The following is a 16,367-nucleotide window of genomic DNA, read 5'->3' as shown; positions in this document are numbered from 1 at the left end:
CAAAGTGATCTTCAACAAATTGAAATCGGGATTGCTAGCTGGTTTGATTTGCATGGATAGGGCGTAAAAAAAGCCATCCCGCAGGATGGCTTAAACAAGTGAACATATCGCAATGCTTTAGTCGTAACTGAGCTCGCTCGCTTTGCCCCAAAATACGGAGTAAGAATAAATCGTGTAGCCAATGATTGTTGGTAACACAATCGCTGCACCGCAAAACATAATCAGTAAGGCTTCAGGGCTGCTCGCGGCTTGCCAAATGGTGAGTTGATCGATGACCAAGTGCGGAAAAATACTAAACACCAAGCCAAAGAACGACAGTAAAACGATACCCACCGTGGCGGCAAAGGGAATCCAGCAAAAATTGTCATTGCCGTTTCTTTGTCGCTGCGCCAAGCGCGGTAGCGCAAAGCCGATCACGGCAAATAAAATCGCCGTCATCAATGGCACCGGCGCGAGTAAAAATACGTTTGGCACTGAAAACCACAATGCAAATACCCGTGGGCTAATCCACGGCGTGGCCACCGACACCAATACCGTTGCCAAAATGGCAATCCATAAACTGCCTTGCGCCCAAACAATCGCCCGCTGCTGCAACTTGCCGGTTGATTTCATCAATAACCAGCCCGCACCCAATAGGGCATAGGCTGCGGCCAAACTCACGCCGACCAACAGGGCAAAACCCCAAGCACCCCAGCCCGGCGCAAAACCGGTGATGTAACGACCGAGCATCACGCCTTGCGAAACGGTGGCCAGTAATGAGCCAACAAAAAACAGTCGATTCCACAACGGCTGATGATGTGCCCGCGCTTTAACGCGAAAATCAAACGCCACGCCGCGTAAAATCAGCCCCAACAGCATTAGCGCCACCGGCAAATACAGCGCGGTCAAAATAATGCCGTGCGCTAAAGGAAAGGCCACCAATAACAGGCCAACTCCCAACACAAGCCAAGTTTCATTGGCATCCCAAAATGGGCCAATCGAGGCGATCATTTGGTCTTTTTCTTTGGTATCGGGTTCTAGCTCAAGCAAGATCCCGACGCCAAGGTCATACCCATCCAAAACAACATAGGCAAACATCGACACCACCATCAAGCCAGCAAAAAATCACTGGCAGCCAGTAGGCCAAATCAATTGAGCTCAACATGATTATTGCTCCTGAGCAGGGCGGCCTGCTTTTTTAGCGAGGTAAAACACCACCGAAATATATAGAAACGAGTAAGAAGGCATACAGCGTGAGGTACATGATTAAGGTGCTTAAAATCATGCCGCCGCCGACATTGGACGCGGCATCGCTGGTTTTAAGTACGCCGTACACCAACCACGGTTGACGACCAATTTCAGTCACATACCAGCCAGCAACGGTGGCGACCCAGCCGCTAAATGTCATACCGATTAACAGTTTGCACACTGTTGGCGACAAGGTTTTGCCGCCGCGCAATTGCCATGCCGCGAGCCAGCTCACCAAGAGCATCAACATGCCCACGCCGACCATCACGCGGAAACTCCAAAATACTTTAGCCACTGGTGGGTGATCAGCAAAGGCGCTAATGCCTTGTAATTCGCCATTCAGATCATGCGTTAAGATCAAACTAGCGAGTTTGGGGATCGCAATCGCGTAATCATTGGTTTGGGTTTCGGCATTCGGTAGGGCAAACAAAGTGAGCGGTGCGCCGCGTTCGGTATGCCAAATCCCTTCAATCGCTGCAATCTTTGCAGGCTGATGTTTGAGGGTGTTAATGCCGTGCATATCACCGAGCAAAATTTGCAGTGGAATCAAGGCCGCCGCTAGAAAAACACCGGTTTTGAGCGAGGCCATAATGCTGGCATCGCGTTGGCCTTTGAGCCAGCGAAATGCCGATACCCCCGCCAGTAAAAACGCCACCGTTAAGCCAGAAGCCAGCAGCATATGGCTTAAGTGATACGGCATTGATGGGTTAAAAATAATCGCCAACCAATCCGTGGCATGCGCTTGGCCGTTAATCATTTCAAAGCCAACTGGCGTTTGCATCCAAGAATTGAGTACGATAATCCAGAAGGCCGACAGCGTAGTGCCGCCTGCAACTAACACCGTCGCCAGCGTATGAATCCGGTTGCTGACTTTTTTCTGGCCAAACAACATGATGCCCAAGAACGTCGCCTCAAGGAAAAACGCCGTGAGCACTTCGTATGCCAGCAATGGCCCGGCAATATTGCCGACGGTTTTCATAAAGCCTGGCCAATTGGTGCCAAATTGAAAACTCATGGTAATGCCGGTGACAACGCCCAGCGCAAAAGTCAGCGCGAAGATCTTGACCCAAAAGCCATACGCATCCAGCCATTTTTGCTCGCCGGTGGCGTTAAAGCGCAGTTTAAAAAACAGCAAAGCCCAGCCCATGGCGATGCTAATCGTTGGGAATAAAATATGAAAAGTGATATTGGCGGCAAATTGAATTCGCGCCAATACAATCGGGTCGAGTAGACCGGTGGCTTCGGATAGCATGGTGATTCCTTACTCTTTCTCGCTTGGGCGAGGGAATGATAATTTTTGTTTAAACTCTAAAAACTTTTGTACTTGAGCGCCCAGCGTCATCAATTTTTTTGAGCGTTTCCACGTCTAATTTTTGAATGTCACTAAACCAACTGGTGGTCAGGTCAATCAAATCGTGCATTTGGCCCATTCGGGCTTGTGCATGGCGCTCGGCCTCGTTGGCGGGCGTTTCCATGAGTGCTTCGCGCAGCATCGACAAGGTTGGTTCTACTTCACGTTTTTTTCTTTCATCCGCCAGCGTTTTAAAAAATCGCCCATACATCCTCGGGTGTTGAATAGTATTCGCGGCGATCCCCCGGAAAATGCTGCAATTTCACCAATCGCCAAGACTCCAACTCTTTGAGTCCCATGCTGACATTCGAGCGGGAAAACCCCAGCGCTTCAGCCATTTCATCGGCATTCAGTGGCTTTTCGCTAACAAACAGCAAGGCATACATTTGCCCAACGGTACGGTTAATGCCCCAACGGCTACCCATTTCGCCAAAGTGCAACACAAAGGATTGAATCAAAGGAGTGAGGTTCATGAATGTTTTGAATTTTCAGTAATTTGTGAAATTTGATGTAAATCATATTCTGTGCAGAAAGATATTGCAATCTAGAAAATCAGTTTGCTGGACTTGTTACGCACTAAGTCCTTGTTTTTTCGACAGAAGGCGGCCGGTTCTATTTTGTAATTAAGCATTAGTCATATTCCAGAAAGGTGACTGCGTGGCGATTACGTTACAATGCCCACCATTCAAGGTGATTGATCGTGTAAGCGATTAATTTAAACGGGAAACAGGTTTAAAACCTGTGCTGCCCCTGCAACGGTAATTCAGTGTGGATACATCACCAAGCACCGCGCAATTGATGCGCTTGGCTTGAGCCACTGCCCAAAGGGCGGGAAGGCGATGTATTTTTCTGAAGAGCCCGGAGACCGGCCTTGTTGCTCGCATTTCAGCGAGATTGACGCACTGGCAGGGACGCCGTGGCGGAATGGTCTTGTCGTTCATGCGACGGTGATGTGTTCTGCGCGGTTTCCTGTTTTTAATATGCAATATGCAACGGGCGTATTGCCGGAGACCCAAATGAACACCAGCATTAGCAAGACCTACCTATTGATTTTATCCGCCTTGGCCAGCATTCCTGCGATGGCCGAAGTGACCCAGCTAAATGACGTGGTTGTGACCGCCACACGGATAGCGCAGCCACTGCGCGAAGTGGTCGGTGATGTCACTGTACTTGATCGTGAAGCCATCGCCGCACAAGGCAATTCCAGCTTACAAGAAGTTTTATCACGCCAACCCGGTATTCAAATTAGTAATTCGGGTGGCCCGGGTAAATCCACATCGGTTTACTTACGCGGCGCGAATAATTCGCAAACTCTAGTGTTGATCGACGGCGTTAATTTTGGCTCGGCAACGCTGGGCGGCGCATCGCTACAAAATATTCCATTAGATCAAATTGAGCGGGTTGAGATTTTGCGCGGCCCAGCCGCCAGCTTATATGGCAGCGGTGCCATTGGTGGCGTAATTCAGATTTTTACACGCCAAGGCAAAGCTAAATCGAGTGTCGAAATCGGCTACGGCAATCACAATACCGTCGATGCTAAAGCCACGTTAGCCGGTGGCGATGAGGCAACGCGCTATTCAATCACCGCCGCGCATTTTAAAACCGACGGCGTGAACGCCATCGTGAATCCAAAAAACAGCAATTACAATCCTGATCAAGATGGTTATGAAAATAACAGTCTATCGCTCGCTGCCCAGCATAAAATCAACACCCAACATGCTTTTGGTGTAAGCGCTTTGGGTGCATGGGGCGAAAATCATTACGACGGTTCAATTAGCAATTCAGCGTATAAGCCCGTGGCGCAAAGCTACGATTATCGCGATAAATCGTTTAACGGTAGCGCCAATGTTTGGTCAAAAAACCAATGGAACGACATCTGGACTAGCCATATAAAAGCCGGTACCAGTATCGACGAAGGCCGCAACTATACGCCGTTTTCGGCCACAAATTATCAAGACAAAGTCAGCAAAATCAAAACTCAGCAAACCTTGCTGTCGTGGGTGAATGATGTGTCGATTTTGGGTGGTACGTTGCAAGTGGGCGCAGAAACGCTAGGGCAAAAAGTCACTAGTGACACCGATTACAGCGTCAATCATCGCCGTATCAATAGCGTATTGGCTGGGTATTTGGTGACGGTGTCGGACGTGACGCTGCAATTGAATGGCCGTAGCGACGACAATTCGCAATACGGGCGCAATAACACCGGCACGCTGGGTTTGGCTTGGCAGATGAACGATGATTGGTCGCTCGGCACCACCATGGGCACGGCATTTAAAGCGCCAAGCTTTAATGATTTGTATTGGCCAGGTTCGGGTAATCCAAACGTTAAGCCTGAAGAATCCAATAGTAAGGAAGTGTTTGTTCGCTTTGCCAATAATCGCTTCCAAAGCGCGCTCACGGTGTATGAAAATAAAGTCACCAATTTGATTGAATGGGCACCGACGCCGTCGGGTCTGTGGCAGCCGAGCAATATCGGCACCGCTAAATTAGGTGGCGCAACGCTGACTGCTGATTGGCAATCTGCGGGGTATATCGCTGGCGCGAGCTACGACTATCTCGATGCGAGAGATACCTCCTCGGGTGCGAATAAAGACCGCCAATTGGCGCGCCGCGCTAAGCACGCAGGCGTAGCGTATGTGGGTTTACAAACGCCAGTTTGGATGGCGCGTGTTGAAATACAGGCGCAAGGCCAGCGTTTTGATGATGCCGCCAATAAGAAAGTCTTGGCTGGCTACGCGCTGACTAATTTGGCAGCAAGCTATCAGATTGATAAAGATTGGTCACTACATGCCCGTGTAAATAATCTATTTAACCGTGACTACCAACTGGCCACCGATTACGGCAATTTGGGCATCAATGGGATTGTCAGCGTGCGCTGGCAGCCTAAGTAATAGAGTTAGCGCCTCGTTGGTCACGGGGCATTCATAGTTTTTACTGCGCTCGTGACGGTATTGGTTTGGGCGTTAATTTATACTTATTGGGAGTTAATTACATGAATGCAGAAAAAAAAACGCTCGCCACGCCGCTCGCATGGCGCGTAAAAAAGCCATTATCGACGCGCATATCGCCGAAGCCAATATCGACACCGGCATCATGATTTTGCTCACCGGCAACGGCAAAGGTAAATCATCGTCGGCGTTTGGTATGGTCGCGCGCGCCATTGGTCATGGGCTTAAAGTGGGCGTAGTGCAATTTATTAAAAACCGCACCGACACTGGCGAAGAAGCCTTTTTGGGGCAGCACTGCGAATGGCATGTGATGGGCGATGGATTTACCTGGGAAACGCAAAATTTTGACGCCGACAAAGCCCGCTCCGAAACCGCTTGGGCGATGGCGGCCAAAATGCTGAACGATCCAAGCTACGACGTGGTGGTGCTCGACGAGCTGACGTACTGCTTATCTTACAAATACCTCGATAAAGACATCGTATTGCGCGACCTAGAATCACGCCCCGAGATGCAACACGTCGTCGTCACCGGCCGCGCCGCGATTACTGAATTGCATGAAATCGCCGATACCGTCACGGTGCTGGCGGATGAAAAGCATGCGTATAAATCAGGCATCAGAGCGCAAAAGGGTTTGGAATGGTAATTGTCCCTGCGATGGGTGTTTAAGACTAGGCTGCTCATGTTTTCTTGATGTCAAAAAAAACAAGGTAGGGTGTCAATGAGCCACGCGAATTGCACCGTTGCACCGTATGAGGCTGCGCCCAAAGCGCAATTGCTTAGCGGCGCAATTCGCTGCGCTCATTGGCACCCTACGATGATTTCGGTTTACGCGTACCAATATTGGAATCTGTCATGAGTGAGTTAGCTCCGCTACTAGAAAAAACGCTACACGAAGAAATCCCGTTAACGCGTGAAATTGGTATACAGGTTGTTCATGCTACGACTCAGCGAGTGCAACTTAGTGCGCCACTCTCGCCGAATATCAATCATAAATGCACCGCATTTGGCGGTAGCTTGTATGCCGTTGCGGTGTTGGCGGGCTGGAGTATGGTGTTTGCACGATTGCATGCCGCAGGCATTCATGCGCATATCGTGATTCAAGACGCCAAGATTAATTATTTATTGCCGGTAGCGGAAACAATTCACGCCGAATGCAATGTAATTAGCGAGGCCGATTTTGCGCATTGCTTGAAATTACTGGCCCGTAAAGGGCGAGGGCGGATAGAACTGCCGGTAGAAATCATCACCGCACAAGGGGTAGCAGTGCGATTTTGTGGCAATTATGTGATTCACACCTAGGTATTCAGTTTTTATGAGTTCATCTGCTGTTTTATTGATCGCTGCCCCATCCTCAGGTTCTGGCAAAACCACCATCACTGCGGGCCTCGCTTGGCTGTATCGGCGGCAAGGTTTGCGCGTCAAAGTGTTTAAATGCGGGCCGGATTTTCTTGATCCGCTGATGTTGGGTTTTGCCAGCGGTGCGGCGGTGGATAATCTGGATTTATGGCTGGTGGGTGAGGATTTATGCCGGCAGATGTTGGCGAGCGCTGCGCGCGATGTTGATGTGATTTTGATCGAGTCGGTGATGGGCTTGTTTGATGGTGAACCAAGTACCGCCGATTTGGCGGTGCAGTTTGGTTTGCCGGTATTGGCGGTGATTGATGCGGGCGCAATGGCGCAGACCTTTGGTGCGCTGGCGTTTGGTTTGGCGCATTACCGCGCAGATTTGCCGTTTTTTGGTGTGTTGGCCAATAAAGTGGCGGGTGAGCGCCACGCGCAGATGTTGCAAGAATCAGCGCCGTCTGCGCATTGGCAAGGTTGGCTTGGACGAGTGGATCCGCTGCCCGAGCGGCATTTAGGTTTGGCGCTGCCAGCAGAAATTCCCGATTTAGCCGAGAAGCTCGATGCTCTGGCCGATGTGCTGGCGGCGCAACCGATTGGTAACGCGCCAAACTGCCAACAATTGAATTTGCCGCGTCGATTGCCAGCGAAATCTCGCCATTGCTGGCGGGGCAACGCATTGCGATTGCCCGCGATGCGGCATTTTGTTTTATTTATCCGGCTAATTTAACGTGTTTGACGGCTTTGGGCGCGGAACTCACGTTTTTCTCCCCGCTGGCGCACGAGGCTTTGCCCGCTTGCGACGCCGTGTGGTTGCCTGGCGGTTACCCTGAGTTGCACGCGGCACAACTGGCCGCGCACCCGACGATACGCGCTGCGCTGGCGCAGCATGTGGCCGAGGACAAACCCATCTGGGCCGAATGCGGTGGGATGATTGCAATGTGCGAATCGCTGACTTTGCTCGATGGTGCCGAGCACGCGATGTGGGGCGTGTTGCCTGCACAGGTGGTCATGCAAACCCGCTTAGCCGCGCTTGGGCCGCAAAGTTTTGATGTGGGGTCGGGGATGCTGCGTGGACATACGTTTCATTATTCAACATTGCAGACGCAGCTTAAGCCTATAGGGTATGGTTCGCCATGCCGCTTAGGATCAAGTGCTGAGCCCATATACTGGCAAGGTAGTTTGCAGGCTTCGTATTTGCATGCGTGGTTTATGAGTAGTCCAATCGCGACGGCGGCATTGTTTGGCGCGGTTTTGATGATTGGTTTGATCGATGGTTTGGGTGGTCAGCGTGGGTCAACTGGCGTTGATCGTTGGTGCTTTGATGTCTGCATGACGTCGCGCCGCGGTATTACAAATTGGCATCATGATTGGAATGTTGGAATTAAATATGAGCTTTAAATTTAAACTGGCCGTGATGGCCTGGGGTTTGACTGCGGCGCTGGTGACTGGGGCAGTGAGCGCGGCAGTCAGTGTGCAAGATGATTTAGGCGTGACGGTAACGCTAGCCAAACCCGCAGCGCGCATTATTAGTTTAGCGCCGCATGCGACTGAAGATTTGTTTGCCATTGGTGCGGGAGACTTGATTGTTGGCGCAGTGAGTTACAGTGATTATCCAGCCAAAGCCAAAGAAATTGAGCGTATTGGCGGGTATAACGGTTTTGATTTAGAGCGCATTCGGGCGCTGAAACCGGATTTAATTATTGCTTGGGGTAGCGGCAATCCTCAGCGTCAGCTCGAGCAAATTAAGCAGTTGGGGATTCCAGTATTTACGACTTTTTCTAAACAAATGGCCGATATCCCAACGGTGCTGGAGCGCTTGGGTGTATTAACCCAGCAAACAGCGGGTGCGGCCAAGGCGGCGAAGCACTATCGCGAGCAATTGGCGCGGTTAGAAAAAACCTATTCTGGTCGAGCGCCAGTGCGGGTGTTTTATCAGATTTGGGATCGGCCTTTAATGACGATCAATAACACGCAGATTATTTCGGATGTGATGCGTTTGTGTGGTGCGGTGAATGTGTTTGGCCATTTGCCGGAATTAACCCCCAAAGTGGATGTCGAGGCGGTGTTGGTGGCCAATCCAGATGCGATTATGACCAGCGGCGAACCGGGGATGAAAGGCGATGCTTTGGCTAGCTGGCAGCGTTGGAAAAACCTTAAAGCCAGCAAGAATAATCAGTTCTATGTGCTACCTAAAGACATCATTAGCCGCATGGGGCCACGCTTGGTCGATGGCGCGCAAGCGATGTGCGAAGCGGTAGAGCAAGTTCGGCAAGTTAAATAATGCACGGTCATGCAGACCTTGCTGGGGAATAAAAAGATGAATTTGGCGCGGTTAACGCCACAAAAAATGTTGCTGACGCTGAGCGTGTTATTGCTTGTGCTATTGCTGAGCGTGGCCATCAGTGTGTCGGTGGGCAGTACATCGCTGCGGCCATGGCAGTTTTGGTATGACAACGCCGAATCAGCGTTGGCGCGCGATGTGGTGCTTGAGCTGCGATTGCCGCGCACGTTGTCAGCGTTGGTGGTGGGCGGCTTATTGGCTTTGGCAGGCACTTTGCAACAAGTACTGCTGCGTAACCCCTTGGCCGACCCTTATATACTGGGTACTTCTGGCGGGGCCAGTATCGGCGCGCTGTTGGCGCTATTACTTGGAGTGGGTACTTTGGGGGTGAATGCTGCCGCCGGTACGGGGGCACTATTGAGTATTTTGATTGTTTTTTTGCTGGCTGGACGTGATCGCTCGAGTACGCAAACCAGATTATTATTGACTGGGGTGGCGTTGGCGGCATTTTGTGGCGCGGTGTCGTCTTTATTGCTGAGCATGGCGCCCGATGGTTTATTGCGCGGCATGATTTTTTGGTTGATGGGTGATTTGGCGGGCGCGCATTGGCAATCGGGGGCGGCGGTGTTGTGTGTTTTATTGTTGCTGGTTTGGCCCTTGGCGCGTGAGCTCAATATCATGGGCATGGCGGCCGAATCGGCGCATGCCTTGGGTTTAAATCATCAATGGCTGCGCTGGGTGCTGTATTTTGCCGCCGCTTTAGCCAGCGCTTTGGCGGTCACTACTGCTGGGATGATTGGTTTTGTCGGATTGATTGTGCCGCACGCGCTACGTTTAATCATTGGCCAAGATTTGCGCTTGTTATTGCCAGCGGCGACCTTGGCGGGCGGCATTGTTTTGCTGTGGGCCGATATCATTGCTCGCACTTTGATTGCGCCGCAGCAGTTGCCCGTGGGCGTAGTGATGGCGCTATTGGGTGTGCCAGCGTTTTTGTATTTATTAAGTCGGCGGGCGGTGCGATGAGCGTTCAACCGATATCGATGCTGTTGCAGCAAGTGAGCATTGCTCAGGCGGATCGCCGCTTGGTTAGCGATTTGTCATTGCAGATTCAGCCGGGGGAAGTGTGGCTGGTGTTGGGTGAGAATGGCTGCGGCAAAAGTACTTTATTATCGGCAATGGCCGGCTGGCACGCGCTGGCCACTGGTGAGATTGCGCTGCAAGGGCGGCCTTGGATCGATTGGCCGCATGGCGAGCGCGCTAAAATGCTGGCGTGGCAAACGCAGCAAGATGAATGTCCGTTCCCACTCACCGTGCTGGAAAAAACCCTGACTGGCCGTCATCCGCATTTATCTCGTTTTGCTTGGGAAAGTGCCGCCGACGTGGCTTTGGCGCAAGCGCAATTGGCGCGGTTGGATTTGTCCTTGCTGGCAGGGCGTGATTTGGCGACTTTATCCGGCGGTGAGCGCCGCCGCGTAGCGTTGGCGACCGCCTTAACGCAAGATGCGCCGTTGTTATTACTCGATGAGCCTTTATCGCAACTTGATTTGCGCCATCAACAGCAAGCGCTACAGGTGCTGAGCGAAGAACAAGCCAAAGGGCGCGCCATTGTGATGGTGACGCATGACCCAAATCACTCGCATTTTTTTTGCCGCTGAGCATTGCCGCGTCTTGCTGCTGTTTGGTGATGGTCGCTGGTTGGCGGGGCCGCGCGCGGAAGTGTTAACTGCGGATCATCTCACTGCGCTATACCATCACCCGATTGTTGAAATAACCACGCCCGATCGGGCATGGTTTATTCCGCGTTAATTCTTTTTTAGTTTTAATTGCCGTGCCGTTCCCCGTTTTGATCCGGTTGGCTTGTCGCTGGCAGGCGGATAAAAAACGGGGTGCAGCACGGTTTTGCTTTTTGTGGATGGATTTTATGCCGACTTTAATGATACAAGGCTGTACCTCCGACGCCGGTAAATCAACGCTGACTGCGGCGCTGTGCCGCTTATTGCTGCGCCGAGGTATTTCGGTGGCCCCGTTTAAGCCACAAAATATGGCGCTTAATTCAGCAGTGACGCCCGATGGCGGTGAAATCGGCCGCGCGCAAGCGGTGCAAGCATTTGCCTGTGGTTTGGCACCGCATACTGATATGAATCCGGTGTTACTCAAGCCCTCGAGTGATTGCCGCGCGCAGGTGATTATTCAAGGCAAATCGATTGGTAACCTCGATGCGGTGGATTATCACGCGTATAAAACCACCGCGCGCGCTGCGGTGTTTGCGTCTTGGCAGCGGTTGGCGGCGCAGTACGACTGGGTGTTGGTTGAAGGCGCAGGCAGCCCGGCTGAAGTGAATTTGCGCGCTGGTGACATTGCCAATATGGGCTTTGCCGAAGAAGCCGATTGCCCGGTGTGGCTGGTGGCCGATATTGATCGCGGTGGGGTGTTTGCGCATTTTGTTGGGACATTGGCGTGTTTGTCAGAGTCAGAGCAGGCGCGAATTCAGGGTTTTATTATTAATCGCTTTCGCGGCGATATTGCGCTATTGCAGCCCGGTTGTGATTGGTTAGAGGCCAAAACCGGCAAGCCAGTGTTGGCGGTAGTGCCGTATTTACATGGTTTGGACATTGCCGCTGAAGACGCTGTGCCGCGCACTGCGAGCGGTGTTGCTGGTGACTTTAACATCGTCATTGCGACTTTGCCGCATATATCTAATCACACCGATTTTGATCCGCTGCGCCGAATTGCCGGGATTAACTGCCAATTTGCCAACCCCAATCAACCTTTGCCAGCGTGTGATTTATTGATCTTGCCGGGCACTAAAAACACCCAAGGCGATTTGGCTTGGTTGCGCCAGCAAGGCTGGGATCAACAGATTGCCACGCATTTGCGCTACGGCGGTAAATTGATCGGCATCTGTGGTGGCTATCAAATGTTGGGTGAGCTCATTATTGATGATGAGGGTATTGAATCGCAGCAGTTGTCTAGTATGGGGCTGGGGTATATACCCATGGTGACAAAACTAGAGGCTGAGAAACAATTGCGCTTGGTGCAAGGGCTATTCATCGCGGATGGCTTTGTGGGAGCGGGCGCGCTGGCGGTGCAGGGTTATGAGATTCATGTTGGGCAAAGTACTTTGCATGGCGATGGCTGGCAGGCTTTACTGCAATTGGATGATGGCCGCACCGAAGGGTTGATTTCTACCGATGGGCAAATCATCGGTACGTATTTGCATGGTGTGTTTGATCAATTGCCAGCGATGACGGCTTTATTGGCTTGGGCTGGCTGGCAGGGGGCTATCGATCAACTGGCCGATGCTGATGCGCAGCTTGATCGGGAAATTGATCGTTTAGCCGATGCACTGGATTTAGCCATGGATTGGAAAAAGGCGGGCTTGCTCGGTTTGCAGGGCGTATTGTAAGCGGATAATTTGCATTAATAATCTTTGTATTAAGTATTTGCTGTCTATAGTTTAAGCGATAGTAATCTATATGTGGCACATGAAGTTTTGTGCTGTGATTGCTCTGGTTTGAATTGTGGAGGTTTGCAATGAGTATCCGTGCCAAATTAATGGTTTTGAGTACCGTTTTGCTGCTGACGATTGCCTTAATGGGGTTGACGTCTTTGCGCGGTTTGTCGCAAACATTTGATGCTTTGAGGTGACTTATAAGGATCGAGTGGAGCCTATAAGTCATTTGCGTGTTGTTGCCGATATGTATGCGGTTAACATTGTCGATACCGCGCACAAGGCAAATCATCAACAAGTTCCTTATGCAAAAGCACTAGAGTTAGTTCGTCAGGCGCGAACTGAAATTAATCACAACTGGGATGAATTTTTGAAAGATGAGCCGTCAGCCAACGAAAAATTAGTGATAGAAGGGGTAAAGCAAAAAAAACTTGCGGCAGACAAGGTGGTTGCAGATCTTGAGCAAGTTTTAGCAGCTGGCAATGCCGCCGAATTGGATCGCTTGGTGCGTGAGCAGCTTTATCAGGTGGTTGACCCAGTTTCTAGCCAAATTGCGCAGCTCATTGATTTGCAAATGCAAGCGATCAAACTTAATTTTGAAAATGCTCAGCGTGAGAATGTTCAAGCAAAAGTCTGGGCGTGGACTTTGATTGGTTTGGCGTTGCTATTTGGCGTTGGCTTTTCGGCTTGGGTGATTGTTGGGATGAGTCGAAAAATCAACGCACTCAAAAACAGTATGTTATTAGCACAAGAGCGGCAAGATTTGACGATTCGTGCGGCGGTGGCTGGGCATGATGAAATCGATAGTATTGCTCTGGCGTATAACGATCTGGCGCAGAAATTACAGGCCTTAGTGGCAAATATCGCGACTGCGATTAACACCGTAAGTAGTGAAGCTAATAGTTTAGCTGCGTGTAGTGAGCAGGTTTCTCAGGCAACGATGATCGGAGCTGAGTCGACCAGCCAAATGGCTGCGGCAGTTGAACAAGTGACTGTAGGGATTGCGCATGTGGCCGATAGTGCGGCACAAGCCAAATCGATAGGGCAGCAAACGTGCCAACGCGCCGTGGATGGAACCCAAAAAATACAAAAAACAGTGTTTGAAATTCAAGGGATCGATCGTGAAGTGTCAGCTGCTGCAGAAAAAGTAGCGATGCTAGGTAATGACTCGGAAAAAATCAGCATGATTGTTGGGGTGATTAAAGACGTTGCTGAGCAAACTAATTTATTGGCGCTCAATGCCGCGATTGAAGCCGCCAGAGCCGGTGAGCAAGGCAGGGGCTTTGCGGTTGTTGCCGATGAGGTTAGAAAGCTGGCTGAGCGCACAGCATCGGCAACCGTTGATATCCAGCAAATGGTTGGCCGCATTGATCAAACCAGTAAAGACGCTGTTGCTAGTATTAATCTGACGGCACATCGTGCGCATGATTGCGCCGAAATTGCCGGAGGGGCCGGAGAGTCGATTGATGGTATTAACGCTAGCGTAATCCATGAAGACGAGTCAGTGTCACAAATTGCCGCGGCGCTCAGTGAACAACGTGTGGGGATGCAACAAATTGCGATGCAAGTTGAGCGAGTGGCGCAAATGACCGATGAAAACTCCGCCGCCGTGGCGGGTATGAGTCAATCGGCCAATCTATTGGAGGCGCTAACTCTGCGTTTACGCCAAGATGTGGGGCACTTTCAGTATTGATGTGGCGTTAATTGAGTGTTTCGAGTCAGGTTTTCGGTGTGGAGAAAATAATTTTAAATTATTTTCAAAAAAAGCTTGCGCAAGTGGCAATCGTTAGATACTATGCACGCCTGTTGCCGATGTAGCTCAGTTGGTAGAGCACCTGACTTGTAATCAGGGGGTCGCGAGTTCGATTCCTGCCGTCGGCACCAAAGAAATCTAAGGGTTGTAGCTTTTATGAGCTACAACCCTTTTTTCGTTACTACGGCGAAGTATTTCGTCTGTTTTTTTTTTAAGTAGTGTGATTTTTATACTTATATCAGCAAGATCAGGTCTGGGTCTGATAAAATCTGCCACTAAGAGTGTTTCTATCGTTTTAAGGAAGTTTGATGACTACCGCTGATTCGCAGCCTGCTTCACCGATTAGTGCTCCGGCATTGTTGAGAGAATTACAAAAAAATAGCCCTGTATTTCGGGATTGCTTGCCGCTGGCCATTGGCGTCGACAAACAACTATTTTGCCGCTCGGCCAGAGTTGAGTCATCGTGTGTTGCGCCAAGCTTTGGCAATGCATACTCGCTCATTGCGCTACCTTAAAGCGATGCAGGTGGCAAAAGTTCGCTTTAACTTGGATGGTAGTCAGGCGGATGAGGTGACTGAAGAGCAGCGCGTATTTGCCGCAAACAGTCTTCACGAATACTTTAAAAAGGCCGCGACTCAGCGTAAAGAAAAAGAAGCCGCTGAAGCAGCGAAGGTTGCTGAGGCGCAAAAATTAGAAAAGCTCAACCAGTTGGCGGCGAAGTTTTCGCGCGATTGATTGATTGAGTTTGTTGTGTTGTAAAAAAGCCCGCTGCATTGCAGCGGGCTTTTTGTTTGTGTTGCGCTTTTTTAGTGCTGGCAATTAAGCGAGCAAGTGTTTAACTGCGTCGCGTTCTTCAGATAGCTCTTTGGCGGTCGCATCCATGCGTGCGCGGCTAAATTCACTGATTTCAAGTCCGGTAATGATTTCGTATTTACCGTCTTTGCAAGTAACAGGGTAGCCGTAGATTAAATCGCTATAGCCGTATTCGCCATTGGCGGGTACGCCCATCGTTACCCAGTCACCCTCAGGTGTACCTAAAACCCAATTCCGGATGTGATCAATGGCTGCGTTGGCTGCTGATGCGGCAGAAGATAGGCCGCGTGCCTTGATGATGGCTGCGCCACGCTGTTGTACGGTAGGGATGAATTCGCTCTCTAACCATTTTTGATCGTTGATCAAGGTGGCAGCATTCGCGCCTTTCACTTCGGCGTGGAAAATGTCCGGGTACTGGGTGGCAGAGTGATTGCCCCAGATGATCATCTTCTTCACGTCGCTAATTGTAGTGCCAGTTTTTTGCGCTACTTGTGTCATGGCGCGGTTGTGATCAAGGCGCATCATGGCAGTGAAATTAGCTGGGTTTAGATCTGGTGCGTTTTTCATTGCGATGTAGGCGTTGGTGTTGGCTGGGTTGCCAACCACTAAAACTTTAACGTCACGGCTTGCAACTTCATTCAGCGCACGGCCTTGAGCTGTAAAGATTGCGCCGTTCGCTTCGAGCAAATCTTTGCGTTCCATGCCTGGGCCGCGCGGGCGTGCGCCAACCAGTAAGGCAATATCAGCATCTTTAAAGGCTACTTTTGGATCATCGCTTTGGACGATTCCTTGTAGTAAAGGAAAAGCACAATCATCCAATTCCATGACGACGCCATTAAGTGCTGGCAGCGAAGGTGTAATGTCGAGTAATTGTAAAATTACAGGCTGGTCTGCACCAAGCATGGCACCAGAGGCGATACGGAACAAAAGGCTGTAACCAATTTGACCTGCAGCACCAGTAACAGCAACGCGAATAGGTTGTTTCATCGAGCATACTCCAAGTAAGTGGCGGTTGATCGCCATCAAGCAAATAAGAATTTGGCCGCCTTGATTATGACTGCAAAGCGAGAACTTTGATACTTAGCAAGTAATCTTATCACGATGACGATTGGGTGCGTAGTAAGTTTAATAAAAACAAAAATTTGGTGTTATATCTTTTGTCTTATATAAGACTGTAGTAGACTCGGCATCGACAACAT

Annotated in this window: 17 protein-coding genes, 1 tRNA gene, 1 pseudogene and 1 riboswitch; of the genes and pseudogenes, 14 read left to right on the top strand and 5 right to left on the bottom strand. The window is 50.5% G+C overall.

All coding sequences use genetic code 11. The features are described from left to right. Positions 1 to 117: 117 nt before the first annotated feature. The 4 genes from GKO28_RS17985 to GKO28_RS20675 form a co-directional block, all read right to left on the bottom strand. Complete coding sequence (locus GKO28_RS17985) at positions 118 to 1,077, bottom strand: cytochrome d ubiquinol oxidase subunit II (protein ID WP_247646641.1); 960 nt, start codon at positions 1,075 to 1,077, stop codon at positions 118 to 120. Positions 1,078 to 1,177: 100 nt separating this feature from the next. Beyond that, positions 1,178 to 2,479 (bottom strand): cytochrome ubiquinol oxidase subunit I, encoded by a 1,302-nt coding sequence (locus GKO28_RS17980; protein ID WP_247646640.1) that lies wholly within the window; start codon positions 2,477 to 2,479, stop codon positions 1,178 to 1,180. A gap of 49 nt (positions 2,480 to 2,528) precedes the next feature. Then, positions 2,529 to 2,789 (bottom strand): hypothetical protein, encoded by a 261-nt coding sequence (locus GKO28_RS20680; RefSeq protein ID WP_247646639.1) that lies wholly within the window; start codon positions 2,787 to 2,789, stop codon positions 2,529 to 2,531. Further along, on the bottom strand, positions 2,770 to 3,051 hold the full coding sequence (locus GKO28_RS20675) for a GbsR/MarR family transcriptional regulator (protein ID WP_247646638.1): 282 nt from the start codon (positions 3,049 to 3,051) through the stop codon (positions 2,770 to 2,772). Before GKO28_RS20675 ends, GKO28_RS20680 begins: the two co-directional genes overlap by 20 nt. Before the next feature lie 198 nt (positions 3,052 to 3,249). Further along, positions 3,250 to 3,467: riboswitch (cobalamin riboswitch) on the top strand. Positions 3,468 to 3,594: 127 nt separating this feature from the next. Here GKO28_RS20675 and GKO28_RS17970 point away from each other — a divergent pair. From GKO28_RS17970 to GKO28_RS17910, 14 genes and pseudogenes are all read left to right on the top strand, one after another. Then, on the top strand, positions 3,595 to 5,469 hold the full coding sequence (locus tag GKO28_RS17970) for a TonB-dependent receptor domain-containing protein (RefSeq protein WP_182077295.1): 1,875 nt from the start codon (positions 3,595 to 3,597) through the stop codon (positions 5,467 to 5,469). A 115-nt stretch (positions 5,470 to 5,584) separates the two neighbouring features. Next, positions 5,585 to 6,169 (top strand): annotated as a pseudogene (gene cobO / locus GKO28_RS17965) (cob(I)yrinic acid a,c-diamide adenosyltransferase); the annotation flags it as partial. A gap of 209 nt (positions 6,170 to 6,378) precedes the next feature. Then, positions 6,379 to 6,825, top strand: coding sequence for a YiiD C-terminal domain-containing protein (locus GKO28_RS17960; RefSeq protein ID WP_182077293.1), 447 nt, complete (start codon positions 6,379 to 6,381; stop codon positions 6,823 to 6,825). Between the two features lie 34 nt (positions 6,826 to 6,859). Continuing rightward, positions 6,860 to 7,597 (top strand): hypothetical protein, encoded by a 738-nt coding sequence (locus tag GKO28_RS20670; protein ID WP_247646637.1) that lies wholly within the window; start codon positions 6,860 to 6,862, stop codon positions 7,595 to 7,597. Next, complete coding sequence (locus GKO28_RS20665; protein ID WP_247646636.1) at positions 7,528 to 8,268, top strand: hypothetical protein; 741 nt, start codon at positions 7,528 to 7,530, stop codon at positions 8,266 to 8,268. The genes GKO28_RS20670 and GKO28_RS20665 overlap by 70 nt, the downstream gene beginning before the upstream one ends. Further along, positions 8,258 to 9,151 (top strand): cobalamin-binding protein, encoded by an 894-nt coding sequence (locus tag GKO28_RS17950; RefSeq protein ID WP_247646635.1) that lies wholly within the window; start codon positions 8,258 to 8,260, stop codon positions 9,149 to 9,151. Before GKO28_RS20665 ends, GKO28_RS17950 begins: the two co-directional genes overlap by 11 nt. 9 nt (positions 9,152 to 9,160) lie before the next feature. Continuing rightward, positions 9,161 to 10,174, top strand: coding sequence for an iron ABC transporter permease (locus GKO28_RS17945; protein WP_247646634.1), 1,014 nt, complete (start codon positions 9,161 to 9,163; stop codon positions 10,172 to 10,174). Beyond that, entirely contained in the window at positions 10,171 to 10,806 is a 636-nt protein-coding gene (locus GKO28_RS17940; RefSeq protein ID WP_182077291.1) for an ABC transporter ATP-binding protein, read from the top strand. Before GKO28_RS17945 ends, GKO28_RS17940 begins: the two co-directional genes overlap by 4 nt. Continuing rightward, positions 10,772 to 10,957: a hypothetical protein gene (locus tag GKO28_RS17935; protein WP_182077290.1), complete on the top strand. Its 186-nt coding sequence runs from the start codon at positions 10,772 to 10,774 to the stop codon at positions 10,955 to 10,957. Before GKO28_RS17940 ends, GKO28_RS17935 begins: the two co-directional genes overlap by 35 nt. A 115-nt stretch (positions 10,958 to 11,072) precedes the next feature. Then, a complete protein-coding gene (locus tag GKO28_RS17930; protein WP_182077289.1) occupies positions 11,073 to 12,557 on the top strand; it encodes a cobyric acid synthase in 1,485 nt (494 codons plus the stop codon). Between the two features lie 256 nt (positions 12,558 to 12,813). After that, complete coding sequence (locus GKO28_RS22490; protein ID WP_203564264.1) at positions 12,814 to 14,295, top strand: methyl-accepting chemotaxis protein; 1,482 nt, start codon at positions 12,814 to 12,816, stop codon at positions 14,293 to 14,295. A 115-nt stretch (positions 14,296 to 14,410) separates the two neighbouring features. Then, positions 14,411 to 14,486: transfer RNA gene (locus GKO28_RS17920), tRNA-Thr, on the top strand. Positions 14,487 to 14,663: 177 nt separating this feature from the next. Next, positions 14,664 to 14,870 carry a hypothetical protein gene (locus tag GKO28_RS17915; RefSeq protein ID WP_203564263.1) on the top strand — a complete coding sequence of 69 codons (207 nt, stop codon included), beginning with the start codon at positions 14,664 to 14,666 and terminating at the stop codon, positions 14,868 to 14,870. Further along, positions 14,842 to 15,090 carry a ProQ/FINO family protein gene (locus GKO28_RS17910; RefSeq protein ID WP_247646633.1) on the top strand — a complete coding sequence of 83 codons (249 nt, stop codon included), beginning with the start codon at positions 14,842 to 14,844 and terminating at the stop codon, positions 15,088 to 15,090. Before GKO28_RS17915 ends, GKO28_RS17910 begins: the two co-directional genes overlap by 29 nt. An 84-nt stretch (positions 15,091 to 15,174) precedes the next feature. On the opposite strand, the gene GKO28_RS17905 is transcribed toward GKO28_RS17910, so the two are convergent. Beyond that, entirely contained in the window at positions 15,175 to 16,155 is a 981-nt protein-coding gene (locus tag GKO28_RS17905; protein WP_182077287.1) for a malate dehydrogenase, read from the bottom strand. Positions 16,156 to 16,367 lie beyond the last annotated feature (212 nt).

The organism is Deefgea sp. CFH1-16, from assembly GCF_016881365.1.
Taxonomy (GTDB): domain Bacteria; phylum Pseudomonadota; class Gammaproteobacteria; order Burkholderiales; family Chitinibacteraceae; genus Deefgea.
Note: the sequence above shows the minus strand (reverse complement) of the source record. Positions and strands in the feature narration are given on the sequence as shown.